The organism is Clostridium brassicae, from assembly GCF_026738875.1.
Classification (GTDB): domain Bacteria; phylum Bacillota; class Clostridia; order Clostridiales; family Clostridiaceae; genus Clostridium_H; species Clostridium_H brassicae.
This window is the reverse complement of sequence record NZ_JAPQFJ010000010.1, coordinates 54028-66938: the sequence shown is the minus strand read 5'-3', so window position 1 is coordinate 66938 and position 12911 is coordinate 54028. Positions and strand designations below refer to the sequence as shown.

The window sequence follows — 12911 nt, the reverse complement described above, 5'->3', positions numbered from 1 at the left end:
CTCTACTCCTCTTCCATACTCAATTTTAAGGGAAACCCCTCTTTTTCTGACAGATTCATAACTCTGCAAATTTTAGTTGCCGCAATATCATATGGATAAACACCTGCAACTCCAATTCCGCTTTTATGTACATCATACATTATTTTAGATGCCTCTATAGGATTTTTGTTAAACACCTTAATCAAAACCTCTACTACAAAATCCATAGTTGTATAATCATCATTATGTAATATAACTTTGTACATTTTAGGTTTATTTATTTTAACCTTAGTATTCTCTTCAAAAACAACTTTTTCTTTCATTCATTAACAACTCCAACTTATAAATATATTTAATAATAAAACTATGTTTTAATGAAATATTTAATTTATTATTATAATACATTAAATATTTTGAAATAAATCTAATAATATTATATCGTATAATCTCTTATAAGTATTATATTATTTTAAATTTATCCTACTTTAAATTCTATTTTATAAACTAAATAATAATTAATATATTAAAAATTTAGTGATATAATATGCTTATATTCAACAGTACAAGGAGGCCATATATGCAAGTAGATATATACTTAAAGACTTCAAAAGAACCTATCACCTTTAAAGCTGATAGAATAGACATTAAAGACTTAGAGTTAGACGGAATTAAATATAAACAAATAAGATATTTCAGAAAATTGGTTAGCAAAAGCACTTATATAAAAGAAGATGATATATCTAAAATTAAAGAACACTCATAGAATATTCATGGAACATAAAATATATTTTACTATCAATATAATTTTTTAAATTTATATTGACAATAGATTAAAATAATTTTATAATCATAATAATTTATAAATGAGATTACAAAATTAAAGCTATGACGGAGAGAAAAATATTCTACATTAACTACAGAGAGCTAATGTTTGGTGGAAATTAGCGTTAAGGAATATGTAATAGTAGCTCCCGAGCTGCCAATTTGAAAGATTTTTCAAGTAAATGCGGACGGATGCCCCCGATACAGGGATATGGTTCGATTGACGCTTAATTTAAGCTTATATCCGACCTGAATATGAGGCAGTTTCTATAACAACTGCAAACTAGGGTGGTACCACGAAGACTAATCTTTCGTCCCTAAGAATATAACTATATTCTTAGGGACGAAAGATTTTTTTATTTTAAGGCTCTGTTTTGAAAAATACCATCTATAAAATTATATATTTAACAATTTCTCAAAACATAGTCTAATATAAAAATATATTTTAAAAGGGAGGCTAACAAAATGAATAAAAAAACAAAAGACACTTTAATACTTGGAACTGCGTTATTTGCTATGTTTTTTGGTGCCGGAAACTTAATTTTCCCACCATCCTTAGGTTTATTATCAGGTAAAAATTGGATTGTATGTGGTATAGGTTTCTTCTTAACAGCAGCAGGAATGCCACTTTTGGGTATTATTGCGGTATCTAAAGCTGGTGGAACTATAAGTCATATTAGCAATAAAATAAATCCTATTTTCGGTAAAATATTTGCCATTATTATAATATTATCTATAGGTCCTCTACTTGCAATTCCTAGAACTGGTGCTACAACTTATGAGATGGGGATAAAACCTATTTTCCCAGAAATTAATCCATTAATATCTTCTATAATATTTTTTGGTATAACTCTATATTTTGTTATAAAACCCTCTGAAATTGTGGATAAAATAGCAAAAATACTTACTCCTCTTCTATTAATTATGATCTTTCTCATAATTATTAAAGGAATCATATCACCACTAGGCTCTGCAGTAACTAAGATGGATGTAAATCCTTTTTCTAAAGGATTTACAGAAGGATATCAAACTATGGACGCCCTTGCTTCTTTATTGTTTGGCGGAGTAGTTTTAAATTCTATAATTTCTAAAGGATATGAATCAGAAAAAGATCATATTAATATGACAATAAAAGCAGGTATAATTGCCTCCTTGGGTCTTGGTCTTGTATATGGGGGATTAATATACCTTGGTGCTTCCACTAATTCAATTTTTCCTCCTAATAAAGAAAAAGCTGATTTATTAATTACAATAACCAATTCATTATTAGGAGACTTTGGGAAAATAGCACTAGGTATTGTCGTTTCACTAGCTTGTTTAACTACTTCTATAGGTCTAACGGCAACTGTTGGGAATTATTTTAGTGATTTAAGCAATAATAGAGTAAGTTATAAAATTATTGTAATAATAACCGTTATTATAAGTACCATATTTGCAAATATAGGTCTTGAAAAAATTGTTTTACTCTCCGTTCCTCTACTTGTTATGGTATATCCTATAGCTATAGTTCTTATATTGATGAATATTTTTAATAAATATATCCCTAAAAATGCTTATACAGGAGCTGTTATAGGAGCATTTATTATAAGTTTATATGATGGTGCTTCTGCTGCTAAAATAAACACTTCTTTTTTTAGTACCATAATTAATGTATTGCCTTTATCAAAATATGGATTTGCATGGATTACACCCGCTATTATCGGAGGATTTATTTCAACCTTTTTATTGAAACACTCTAATTTATCTAATGAACCTCATATATAATATTTCCATGTAAAGTATTCTTATAATCAGAATCACTCAAACCAACAGAAAAAGCATCTTATAATAAGATGCTTTTTCTGTGGAGCGGGTAAGGGGAATCGAACCCCTGTGTTCAGCTTGGAAGGCTGACGTTCTACCATTGAACCATACCCGCATATTATATTGGTGGGTCTAAATGGACTCGAACCATCGACCTCACGCTTATCAGGCGTGCGCTCTAACCAGCTGAGCTATAGACCCAATTTAATTTTTCGTACTTTGCTTAAATGACGAATTTTATTATATCATAAATTTTCATAAATTCATATAATATATTCCTATTTAAGATAAATTATATATAATATATTTAATTTTCCTTAAAATATCGTTTTAAATCACCCATGAATACGCCTGGATACGTTTCTTTAGTTGAATTTGTTATCTATAACAAATTACTTTATCACAAAAAAACGTTTTCACAATTATATGGATTTTAACATATTTTGTATTTACATTCATATATATATATGTTAACCTAAAATTAACATTTAATAACATTTAAGGGGGATGAATGACAATGTTAAAGTCCAATAAATTTAAAAAAATGACATCCTTTGTACTTACATTATTAATGGTTTTAGGTATAATATTTTCTAATAATGCCTTTGCTACTGAAAATAACACTAACACTTTAACACTCCAAATACTTGCTACTAGTGATACTCATGGAAAATTTATGCCTTATGACTATGCAACTAATAGCGAAGATAAAACTGGAAGTTTAGTTCAAATATCAACTTTAGTCAAATCTTTAAAAAGCTCCAATTCAAATACACTCTTATTAGACGCTGGAGACATAATTCAAGGTAATTCTCAAAACCTATTCTTAGACGAAAAAAATCCTATGATAACTGCTATGAACTATATGGGTTATGACACAATAACTCTTGGAAATCATGAATTTAATTATGGAATCCCTACCCTTGAGAAAATAATGAGCCAAGCCAAGGCAACTATTCTTTGTGGAAATGTTTATAAAAAAGATGGTTCTCTTCTTGGACAACCTTATAAAATAATAGAGAAATCAGGAGTTAAAATTGGTATTATTGGTATGACTAATCCTAATATAACTAAATGGGATGGTCCTAATTTAAAAGATTATAAAGTAACAAGTCCTATTGATGAGACAAAAAAAATTATATCTAAAATAAAAGACAAAGTAGATTTAATGATTGCTGTTAATCATACTAGTCATGGTAGAGAATATCAGCATTCTGATTCTGCTGAAAACTTAGCAAAAGCTTGTCCTGAACTTACAGCTATTATAGGTGCTCATGAACATAAAGCTGTAGATGGTAAATTACTCAACAACGTATTGTTTGTAGAAAATCAAAGTGGTGCAAATACTTTAGCCAAAATAGATATAAAATTAGTTAAAAAATATGGAAAATATACTATAGAAAATAAATCAAAAGACATTACTTCACAAGTACTATACATTAAAGATCCTAAAACTAAAAAAATAAATTATGAAGCAGATAATGAACTTGTAAAAGTTTTAAAACCATGTCATGATATGGCTATTAAAGATGCAAATACTATCATTGGCGAATTGAAAGATGCAGATTTAGTTGGTCCTGAAAAAATAAAAGGTATTCCTACAGCCCAAGTAGAAGATACTGCAATGATTGATTTAATCAACAAAGTTCAAATGCATTATAGTGGTGCAGATGTTGGCGCTGCTGCTGCTTTTAGATCTGATGCTAATATGAAAAAAGGTCCTATAAAAAGTTCTGATGCATCACTAATATATAAATATGACAACACTTTATATTTACTACAAGTTACAGGAAAACAATTAAAAGAATATATGGAATGGTCGGCTACATTCTATAATACATACAAACCTGGCGATTTAACTATATCTTTCAATGAAAATATAAGAGGATATAATTATGACATGTTCTCAGGAGTTAAATACGACATAGATATTAGTAAGACTCCAGGAAACAGAATAGCTAATTTAAGAAAGATGGACGGTACTCCAATAAAAGATAGCGACTTACTTAAATTAGCAGTTAATAACTATAGATATAATTCCCAATTATCAAAAACTGAAGGTGGAGTATTTAAAGATGGTACTCTTCCAAAACTTTTAGAAAAAGACGTTCATAATGGCACTCCTATAAGGGAACTAATAAAGGATTATATCAAAAACATAAAAAAAGGAGTCATAACTGCTGATTTAGATAAAAACTGGAAAATAATAGGTACAAATTGGAATGAAAAAGACAGATCTATTGCGGCTGCTTTAATAGATTCAGGTAAAATAGAAGTTCCAAAATCTGAAGATGGAAGAACTTCAAATGTTAAATCAATAACGAAAAAAGCTATAGAAGGATATAATTTAGTTACTATAGTTCATACAAATGATACTCATTCAAGAGTTAATGAAGGAAAATATGATGGTATGGGTTTTGCAAGAATAGCAACTAAAATAAAAAATTTAAGAAATACTAATAAAAATGTTTTAGTATTAGATGCTGGTGATACTTTACATGGTCAAACTATATCTACCTTAAATAAAGGAGAAAGCATAATTAAAATACTTAATAGTATTGGATACGATGCAATGGCACCTGGCAACCATGACTTTAACTATGGTCAAAATAGGCTTGTAGAACTTTCTAAAATGGCTAAATTCCCTATTATTTCTGCAAATATTTTCAAGAAAGATGGAACTTCTCTTCTTAAACCTTATATAATCAAGGAAATAGATGGCGTTAAATTCGGAATATTCGGTCTTTCAACACCTGATACTACATACATGACTAATCCTAAAAATGTTGAAGGATTAACTTTTGAAGATCCTGTTAAAACATCAGAAAAAATGGTTTCTGAATTAAAAGGTAAATGTGATGTTATTATTGCTTTATCTCACCTAGGTGTTCAAGGAGATTATTCAAGCATAAAGGTTGCAGAAAAAGTTAAAGGTATAGATATTATAGTGGATGGGCACACTCATACTACATTACCTGAAGGAAAATTAGTGAATAAAACTTTAATAGTTCAAACAGGAGATTATGACAAAAATCTAGGTGAAGTAAATCTACTGTTTAAAAATGGAAAAGTAGACTCTGTAAAAGCTTCCTTATTTAATAAAGAACAAGGAATGCAGCTAAAAGAAGACAAAGATATAAAAGCTATAATAGAAAAAATTGAAAATGAAAACAAAAAAATAACCTCTGTAGTTATAGGTAAAACAAATGTTAAATTAGATGGTGAAAGAGGAAATGTTAGAACAAAAGAAACAAATCTAGCTAACCTTATAACTAATGCAATACTAGATGCAACTAAAGCAGATCTAGTAATTACAAATGGAGGAGGAATTAGGGCTTCTATAGATAAAGGTGAAATTACAAAAGGTCATGTAATTACTGTATTACCTTTTGGAAATTATGTTGTATCAAAAGAAGTAAAGGGTTCTGATATACTTGCAGCTTTAGAACATGGCGTACGCCTTTATCCAAAAGAAAATGGTGGTTTCCCTCAAGTAGCTGGCATAACATTCAAATTTGATCCTAAACAACCAGTAGGTAAACGAGTATTTGATGTTAAAGTTAATGGTAAAAATTTAGATTTAAATAAAATTTATAAATTAGCAACAAACGATTTTATGGCAGTAGGCGGTGATGACTATTCTATGCTTGCAAAAGGTAAAACTTTAGCTGAAATGCCTGGTTTAGATGAAATAGTCATGAATTATATTCAAAAACATGGAGTAACTACAGTTAATGTAGAAAATAGGGTTCAAATTGCAAATAAAGTTTCACCACAACCTAAACCAGACCCTAAACCACAACCTCCTAAAAATAAAATTTACACTGTTACACGTGGAGATACCTTATATAAAATAGGAAAGAAATTTGGTATTAAATATACTGACATTGCTAAAGTAAATAAAATTAAAAATGTTAATTTAATCTATGTTGGTCAACAATTAATAATACCTTCAATTTAATAATAATTATAATAAAATGTAAGAGCAGATACAATGCTGTACCTGCTCTTACATTTTATTTAAAAAAATTGTAAAATTTCAAAATAACGTAGATACATTAATTTTTCTTAATCTATAAAAATTTAATTTCAAATTCTTTTGGTGGAACTGGTTTACTAAAATAATATCCTTGTATTTCATCACATTTATATTCCTGTAAAATTTTTAACTGCTCTTTACTTTCAACACCTTCTGCTATAACTTTCAAATCAACACCATGAGATAAATTAATTATAGTTGACACAATAAATCTTTCTTTTGAATCCATAGTTAAATTGTCAACAAAAGATTTATCTAATTTTATAGAATCAATAGGTAAATTTTTAAGATAATTTAGCGATGAATAACCTGTGCCAAAATCATCAAGAGATACTTTAACTCCTATTTCTCTAAGCCTATTTAACGTATTTACTGATTGCTTAAAATTATTCATTATAACACTTTCAGTTATTTCAACCTCAAAAAATTCCGGCGATAATCCTGTATCTTTTAGTATTGATTGAATTTTTTCAAATAATTCTTTATCCTGAAGTTGAAAAGCAGAAAGATTTACAGCTGTTCTAAATTTAATATCTTTAGCTTGCTGCCACATCCTATTTTGAATACAAGCCTTTCTCGTAACCTTTTCACTTATATTTCCTATTAATCCTGTCTTTTCTGTAAAACTAATAAATTTGTTTGGTGGAATAATTTTTCCATCTTGCCTTATCCACCTTACTAAAGCTTCAACCCCCGAAATATTTCCACTAACAATATCTATTTTAGGCTGATAATAAACCTTAAATTCATCATTGTTTAAAGCCATCTTTAAATCATTCTTAAATTTCGTTTCACAATATAAAGTAGAGTGCATATTAGATGTATATATCTTATATCTATCTTTCCCTTCTTTTTTAGCATAATGCAGTGCATCATCTGCATAATTAAAAAGTTCCTGAAAACCATCCTTCTTAGAAGTCAACATCGCAATCCCCATGCTAGCAGTAATATAATAAATTTCATGATTTTCTATATAGAAAGGTTCCTTAAATGTATTTAATAACTTCTGTCCCATATCTTCAATTACCTTTTTATCTGTTACAGATTTTATTAAAAATAAAAATTCATCTCCTCCAATATGATATATTTCATCTGTTAAACCTAAAACCTTTTTTAATCTTACAGATACTTCCTTCAAAAATTTATCTCCTATAAAATGACCGAAAGTATCATTAATAGCTTTAAAGTTGTCTACATCTAAAATACATAAAGCTACTGTGGACTTGTCTTTTTTTATGTTATTTATTACCGCTGGAAGTTTTCTAACTACATAAGCTCTATTTCTTAACTCTGTTATAGGATTATAATAAGCTAGTTTTTTTGTTGCTTTTTCAGTTTTCACTCTAATTTCATAATTATCGTTTAATTTTTCGTTTAATTGTAAAAGTTTTAGTTGGTTGTGTCCCATTTCTCCAACCCATTCTGAAAATTTTACTAAACAATCTATTATGTATTTTAATTTTTCTACACTAACTACTTCAATTTTTTTAGTGTCATTTTTGTATTCGGTTTCATCAGTTTTTGATTCTTCAAATTTCTTTCTAGAAATTTCAAGCTCATGTCCTTCTAAATAGAATTGACTATAGACAATTGTTGCTAAGTGGCATTCCTCTACTAAAATAGGTGTACCTATATAATACATTCCATTATCATGTTGTGAAATTATATACTTTTTCTTATTATTACACTCCTTAAAAAAATTTTTATAATTTTGTGCATATTTAGGAGCAGCTACTGCACTTGTTCTATAAAAATCTCTTATTCCCCTATTCCACTTAGAACTAGTCAATATATTACCTTTCAAATCTAAAATACTAGTTCTGATACCTGATGCTTTATAAAAAGCATCCATAAGGGATTGAAGCTTTGTAATATCTATAAGTTGAGAAAAATCATATTTTACCATAACACACCTTTTACCTTTACTTTTATTCATCCTTATTAAGATTATTAATTACAAATTTATCTTAATCTATCTTCTATCCATTTGTGAATCTCTTCTACAATTAAATCCTTCTCTTCTTTCTCATTTAAAATTTCATGATAACATTCATCATAAATCTTTAACATTTTATCTGTTGAAGATATATTTGAATACATCCATTTAGATGCTTCATTTATAACAATTTGATCTTTTTCTCCATGTAATATTAAACAAGGATAAGTATAATTTTTTATGTTACTATTTAACCAATTAACTCCATTAACAAAAACTTCTCCTAAAAGTTTAAAAGTAGTTTCTTTAAGAACCAATGGATCATTTTCATATTCTTTAACAACCACAGGATCTCTACATATTAAGTTTGATAAAGCATTAGGACTTTTTCCTCTAGGGTTTGTTTCAAAAAGTCTTTCTTCTTTTAATTGTTGAAAGATAGGTAATTCTATTACAGCCGCACCTGACAGAATTTGTCCTTCTAATTTCTCTTTATATTTACTTCCATAAGCAGCAGTTATATATCCACCCATACTGTGTCCTAACATAAATAAAGGAATTTTTGGATTCTCTTTAGAACATAAATTAACTATACTATCAGTATCTTCAATAAAATTCATGAAATTTTCTACATATCCTTTTTCTCCACCAGACCTTCCATGTCCTCTATTATCAAATCTATAAACTCCATATCCAAATGCATTAAATTTTTTTGTAATATAATCATATCTTCCCAAATGTTCACACAATCCATGAACTATTATTACAATGGCTTTCATTTTATCTGGTAGGTCTTCCCTATAGTACAATTCAGTTTCATCAAAGGATTTTAGTTTCTCTTCCATCAATTTTCCCATAAAGTCCCCTCCTATCTATGTATATTTTTTGTTTTAAATTATTGATTTCAATATAACAATAATGCTAAACTACTATTATAAATTATACAAAGTGAAGAATACTTAACTTTCAAGTAGATTAAAAAATCCATCTAAAAGTTAAAATCCTGTTTATATAAATAATTATTCTTTATTTATAAGAAAATTCCTTTAATTAAAAATGTTTTAATCTTTTATGTATTTAGTTTAAATAATAAAAAATTAAAAACTTTGTATCATTTAACTATATATAAAAAGCAAATATTGTTGTATATTTATATATGTCCAAGTTAATAATACTTAATAAATTTACCTAGGAGGTTTTTTAATGGATAACATCGTACATATTACTATACCCATGAAAATAGAGGATATTAATAAACATGAAATTGCAGAATTGGCACAACGCCTCTTTTTAATAGGGGCTATAGATAAAAATATTTATACTCAAATTCAACAATCCATTGGTTGTATATAATATATTTAATTATTAGTGTTTACACTATATAATGGTTAATATCTTTATAAAAATTTCATACTAATTTAAATATATATTTTTTAGATAGCCACTAGCATGTTAAATTATAAATCTAGTGGCTCTTTATTATTTTTATAAAAATAATAAAATATTATTATAGTACTTATTAAGTTTTACTTGCCATAAACAGTTTTCTAATCATATAATTTAATTAATTTAATTTTGGGGGCTTTTAAATATGAAAATATCTAATAGAGTATTAAATATGAATTTTTCACCTATACGTAAACTTGTTCCTCTAGCAGATGATGCAAGAGCTAGAGGCCTCAAAGTATATAGTCTTAATATAGGTCAACCTAATGTAGTTACACCAGATTCTTTTTTTCAAGGTGTTACTAACTACGATGAAAAAATAGTAAAATATTCAGATTCTAGAGGTATTCCTGATTTAATAAATAGTTTTATAGAGGCTTATAAAAGATGGAATATTGATTTAGCTAAAGAAGAAATATTAATAACTCATGGTGGTAGTGAAGCTATCTTATTCGCTTTAATGGCTATTTGTGATCCAGGTGATGAAGTGCTTGTACCAGAACCATTCTATTCAAATTACAATAGTTTTGCTAAAATTGCTGGTGCTAAAATAGTACCATTCATAACAAAAATAGAGAATAAATTTCATCTTCCACCAAAAGAAGAAATAATAAGCAAGATAACTGACAGAACTAAGTGTATTTTATTTTCAAACCCAGTTAACCCAACTGGAACTATATACACTTATGACGAATTAAAGATGCTTGCAGATATAGCAAAAGAATATAATCTATATCTTATTTCAGATGAAGTTTATAGACAATTCGTTTATGACGACATTCAATATGTTTCTGCTATGTATATGGAAGATATTCTTGATAGAGTTATTTTAGTAGATAGTATTTCTAAACACTATAGTGCGTGTGGGGCAAGAATAGGATTAGTAGCTTCAAAAAACAAAGAACTAATTAATCAAATGCTAAAATTATGTCAGTCAAGACTTTGTGTATCAACTATTGAACAATATGCAGCTTCTAATTTGATAAATACTTTAGACTCATATATCGAAGATGTAAGATCTAAATATAACTCAAGAAGAAACTTAATGTTTGATTATTTAAGTAAAATACCTGGAGTTATATGTGATAAACCTTGTGGAGCCTTTTATATCCTTGCTAAACTACCTGTAGATGATACTGAAGAATTTGCAAAATGGCTTCTAACAGACTATAATTACGAAGGCAGAACTGTTATGATAGCTCCTGGCTCAGGTTTCTATGGGACAGAGGGTCTAGGTAAAAACGAAGCTAGATTTTCATTCTGTACTAGCGTTGATGACATAGAAAACGCAATGATTATCTTAACTCATGCTATAGAAGCTTATAATAATTTAAAAACTAAATAAAAATAAGCCCTTAATAAAAAATCTATTTTTCATTAAGGGCTTTATCGTTTTAATTTAAGGCTCTGTTTTAAATTATTGTTGATAATGAAATATAAATTGAAAGGACAAGTTCAGACTTGTCCTTTCAATTTATATTTCATTAAGATTGTTTAATAGCCTTATTAAGGGCTATTATGGTTTCCTATATTTATCAAATGGTTTTTCTGAATCAATATGAACATCTTTTAAAAAAATACTTAACCAAATAATAATTGCTATAATTGCACAATACTTACTAGCAAAATGTCCTAAAATTGTTCCCAAAAATAAAATTATAGACCAAAGCAAAAGAGAATTTCTCATATCTATGCTCATTTTCTTTTTATCATACTTTTCTCTTTCCTTTTTGGAAATAGTATTAAATCCACTAATTAATATTGTACCTTTTTCTTTTAATAAAGCAAAAACAATTGAGATTATTCCAAAGAATACTGCAAGTATTAAACATATTATTGCCCATATATTCATGATACCCATCTCCTTTCATAAACATAATAACTAACTCACAATAGATTACAATTATTCATTATATTATAACCTAATTTTTTAAAATTCAATTATTTATCAACATTTATTTAAAACATAGCCTAATTTAAAGATTTTCTGACCTAAGAAACAAATCATCCTTTGTTTCTTCTATCCCTCAATATACACAATACATTTAATTTACTTACAAAAAACTAAGGCATAAGAATAAGGTTTTCTTATAAATGTAGTTAGTGAATTAAACTTTGAAGTAACAATTAGAAGTACTTAAGGTGTAGAATTCTAATATTACACCGTAATATTAGAATAAGAAATAGTAGAGGATGATTTTGTTTTGGACAAAATCTTTAACTATATTATAGAAATTTATTGATAAAATAAATTTCAACCTATACTATTCACTATGCATTATTGCTTATTCTCTAAACAAATAGTACTTCTTTGCGTACTGAAGGTTTAATGGATAATTACATATATTTAGGAAAACCTATTCCTATGCCGTTACTCATTACTTCATAATATTATTCTATTTTACTTTGATCTTAAATAATGGTTGATTATATTCTACCATTGCTTCATTTTCAATGAACACTTCTACTATTTCTCCATCATAAGGGGATTCAATCTCATTCATAAGTTTCATTGCTTCAACTATACAAACCGTATCTCCTTTTTTCACTTTAGAACCTACACTTACGTAAGCTTCTTTATCTGGAGCTGGCGAAATATAAAAAGTTCCAACTAAAGGTGAATTTATTGTTTCAAATGCCTTTTTCTCTTCAACACTATTAGCTGTTTCTTTGTTAATTTCTTTAGCACTTTCTTTACTATGTTGAATCTCACTTATCTCTTCCATTTTTGATGAATTATCTAATTCATTAATTGTTCTATTACTTGAATTATTTCCACCCTTTTCAAGTTTGATATACATATCTTTTGATTTTATCTCAGCAAATGTTAAATTAGAATTACTAATCTCCTTAATTATTTCGCATATTTCTCTAGTATCCATATAA

General features: G+C 27.6%; 10 protein-coding genes, 2 tRNA genes and 1 other annotated feature. Of the genes, 5 read left to right on the top strand and 7 right to left on the bottom strand.

Translation table 11 applies throughout. The annotated features are described in order from the left end of the window. Positions 1 to 2: 2 nt before the first annotated feature. Positions 3 to 302 (bottom strand): ATP-dependent Clp protease adaptor ClpS, encoded by a 300-nt coding sequence (locus tag OW729_RS10735; RefSeq protein WP_268061503.1) that lies wholly within the window; start codon positions 300 to 302, stop codon positions 3 to 5. 254 nt (positions 303 to 556) lie between these two features. Here OW729_RS10735 and OW729_RS10730 point away from each other — a divergent pair, with 254 nt between their 5' ends. Continuing rightward, positions 557 to 742 carry a hypothetical protein gene (locus tag OW729_RS10730; protein WP_268061502.1) on the top strand — a complete coding sequence of 62 codons (186 nt, stop codon included), beginning with the start codon at positions 557 to 559 and terminating at the stop codon, positions 740 to 742. A 113-nt stretch (positions 743 to 855) separates the two neighbouring features. Beyond that, positions 856 to 1123: a binding site (T-box leader), on the top strand. 143 nt (positions 1124 to 1266) lie between these two features. Continuing rightward, positions 1267 to 2565 carry a branched-chain amino acid transport system II carrier protein gene (brnQ, locus tag OW729_RS10725; RefSeq protein WP_268061501.1) on the top strand — a complete coding sequence of 433 codons (1299 nt, stop codon included), beginning with the start codon at positions 1267 to 1269 and terminating at the stop codon, positions 2563 to 2565. Between the two features lie 80 nt (positions 2566 to 2645). Here the strand turns inward: brnQ and OW729_RS10720 are convergent. Both OW729_RS10720 and OW729_RS10715 read right to left on the bottom strand, forming a co-directional pair. Further along, positions 2646 to 2719: transfer RNA gene (locus OW729_RS10720), tRNA-Gly, on the bottom strand. Between the two features lie 9 nt (positions 2720 to 2728). Further along, positions 2729 to 2805, bottom strand: a tRNA-Ile gene (locus tag OW729_RS10715). A 310-nt stretch (positions 2806 to 3115) separates the two neighbouring features. Between OW729_RS10715 and OW729_RS10710 the strand changes: the two genes are divergently transcribed. Next, positions 3116 to 6565 (top strand): 5'-nucleotidase C-terminal domain-containing protein, encoded by a 3450-nt coding sequence (locus OW729_RS10710; RefSeq protein ID WP_268061500.1) that lies wholly within the window; start codon positions 3116 to 3118, stop codon positions 6563 to 6565. A 112-nt stretch (positions 6566 to 6677) separates the two neighbouring features. On the opposite strand, the gene OW729_RS10705 is transcribed toward OW729_RS10710, so the two are convergent. Both OW729_RS10705 and OW729_RS10700 read right to left on the bottom strand, forming a co-directional pair. After that, a complete protein-coding gene (locus OW729_RS10705) occupies positions 6678 to 8549 on the bottom strand; it encodes an EAL domain-containing protein (protein WP_268061499.1) in 1872 nt (623 codons plus the stop codon). 56 nt (positions 8550 to 8605) lie between these two features. Beyond that, complete coding sequence (locus OW729_RS10700) at positions 8606 to 9436, bottom strand: alpha/beta hydrolase (RefSeq protein ID WP_268061498.1); 831 nt, start codon at positions 9434 to 9436, stop codon at positions 8606 to 8608. Between the two features lie 346 nt (positions 9437 to 9782). Between OW729_RS10700 and OW729_RS10695 the strand changes: the two genes are divergently transcribed. Together OW729_RS10695 and OW729_RS10690 are read left to right on the top strand one after the other, a co-directional pair. Beyond that, entirely contained in the window at positions 9783 to 9932 is a 150-nt protein-coding gene (locus OW729_RS10695) for a hypothetical protein (RefSeq protein ID WP_268061497.1), read from the top strand. Positions 9933 to 10170: 238 nt separating this feature from the next. Then, the gene (locus OW729_RS10690; RefSeq protein ID WP_268061496.1) at positions 10171 to 11370 is read left to right on the top strand and encodes a pyridoxal phosphate-dependent aminotransferase; all 1200 of its coding nucleotides are present in this window, start codon (positions 10171 to 10173) and stop codon (positions 11368 to 11370) included. Between the two features lie 171 nt (positions 11371 to 11541). Here the strand turns inward: OW729_RS10690 and OW729_RS10685 are convergent, their stop codons facing one another. Further along, positions 11542 to 11877 (bottom strand): DUF3784 domain-containing protein, encoded by a 336-nt coding sequence (locus tag OW729_RS10685; RefSeq protein WP_268061495.1) that lies wholly within the window; start codon positions 11875 to 11877, stop codon positions 11542 to 11544. 544 nt (positions 11878 to 12421) lie between these two features. Continuing rightward, positions 12422 to 12907 carry an acetyl-CoA carboxylase biotin carboxyl carrier protein gene (gene accB / locus OW729_RS10680; RefSeq protein WP_268061494.1) on the bottom strand — a complete coding sequence of 162 codons (486 nt, stop codon included), beginning with the start codon at positions 12905 to 12907 and terminating at the stop codon, positions 12422 to 12424. Between the last annotated feature and the right edge of the window lie 4 nt (positions 12908 to 12911).

Excerpts from the sequence above, each read along its gene's own strand:
- OW729_RS10730 (WP_268061502.1), top strand. The coding sequence starts at position 557 with ATGCAAGTAGATATATACTTAAAGACTTCAAAAGAACCTATCACCTTT.
- OW729_RS10685 (WP_268061495.1), bottom strand. The coding sequence starts at position 11,877 with ATGAATATATGGGCAATAATATGTTTAATACTTGCAGTATTCTTTGGA.
- OW729_RS10690 (WP_268061496.1), top strand. The coding sequence starts at position 10,171 with ATGAAAATATCTAATAGAGTATTAAATATGAATTTTTCACCTATACGT.
- OW729_RS10710 (WP_268061500.1), top strand. The coding sequence starts at position 3,116 with ATGACAATGTTAAAGTCCAATAAATTTAAAAAAATGACATCCTTTGTA.
- OW729_RS10700 (WP_268061498.1), bottom strand. The coding sequence starts at position 9,436 with ATGGGAAAATTGATGGAAGAGAAACTAAAATCCTTTGATGAAACTGAA.
- brnQ (WP_268061501.1), top strand. The coding sequence starts at position 1,267 with ATGAATAAAAAAACAAAAGACACTTTAATACTTGGAACTGCGTTATTT.
- OW729_RS10695 (WP_268061497.1), top strand. The coding sequence starts at position 9,783 with ATGGATAACATCGTACATATTACTATACCCATGAAAATAGAGGATATT.
- accB (WP_268061494.1), bottom strand. The coding sequence starts at position 12,907 with ATGGATACTAGAGAAATATGCGAAATAATTAAGGAGATTAGTAATTCT.
- OW729_RS10705 (WP_268061499.1), bottom strand. The coding sequence starts at position 8,549 with ATGGTAAAATATGATTTTTCTCAACTTATAGATATTACAAAGCTTCAA.
- OW729_RS10735 (WP_268061503.1), bottom strand. The coding sequence starts at position 302 with ATGAAAGAAAAAGTTGTTTTTGAAGAGAATACTAAGGTTAAAATAAAT.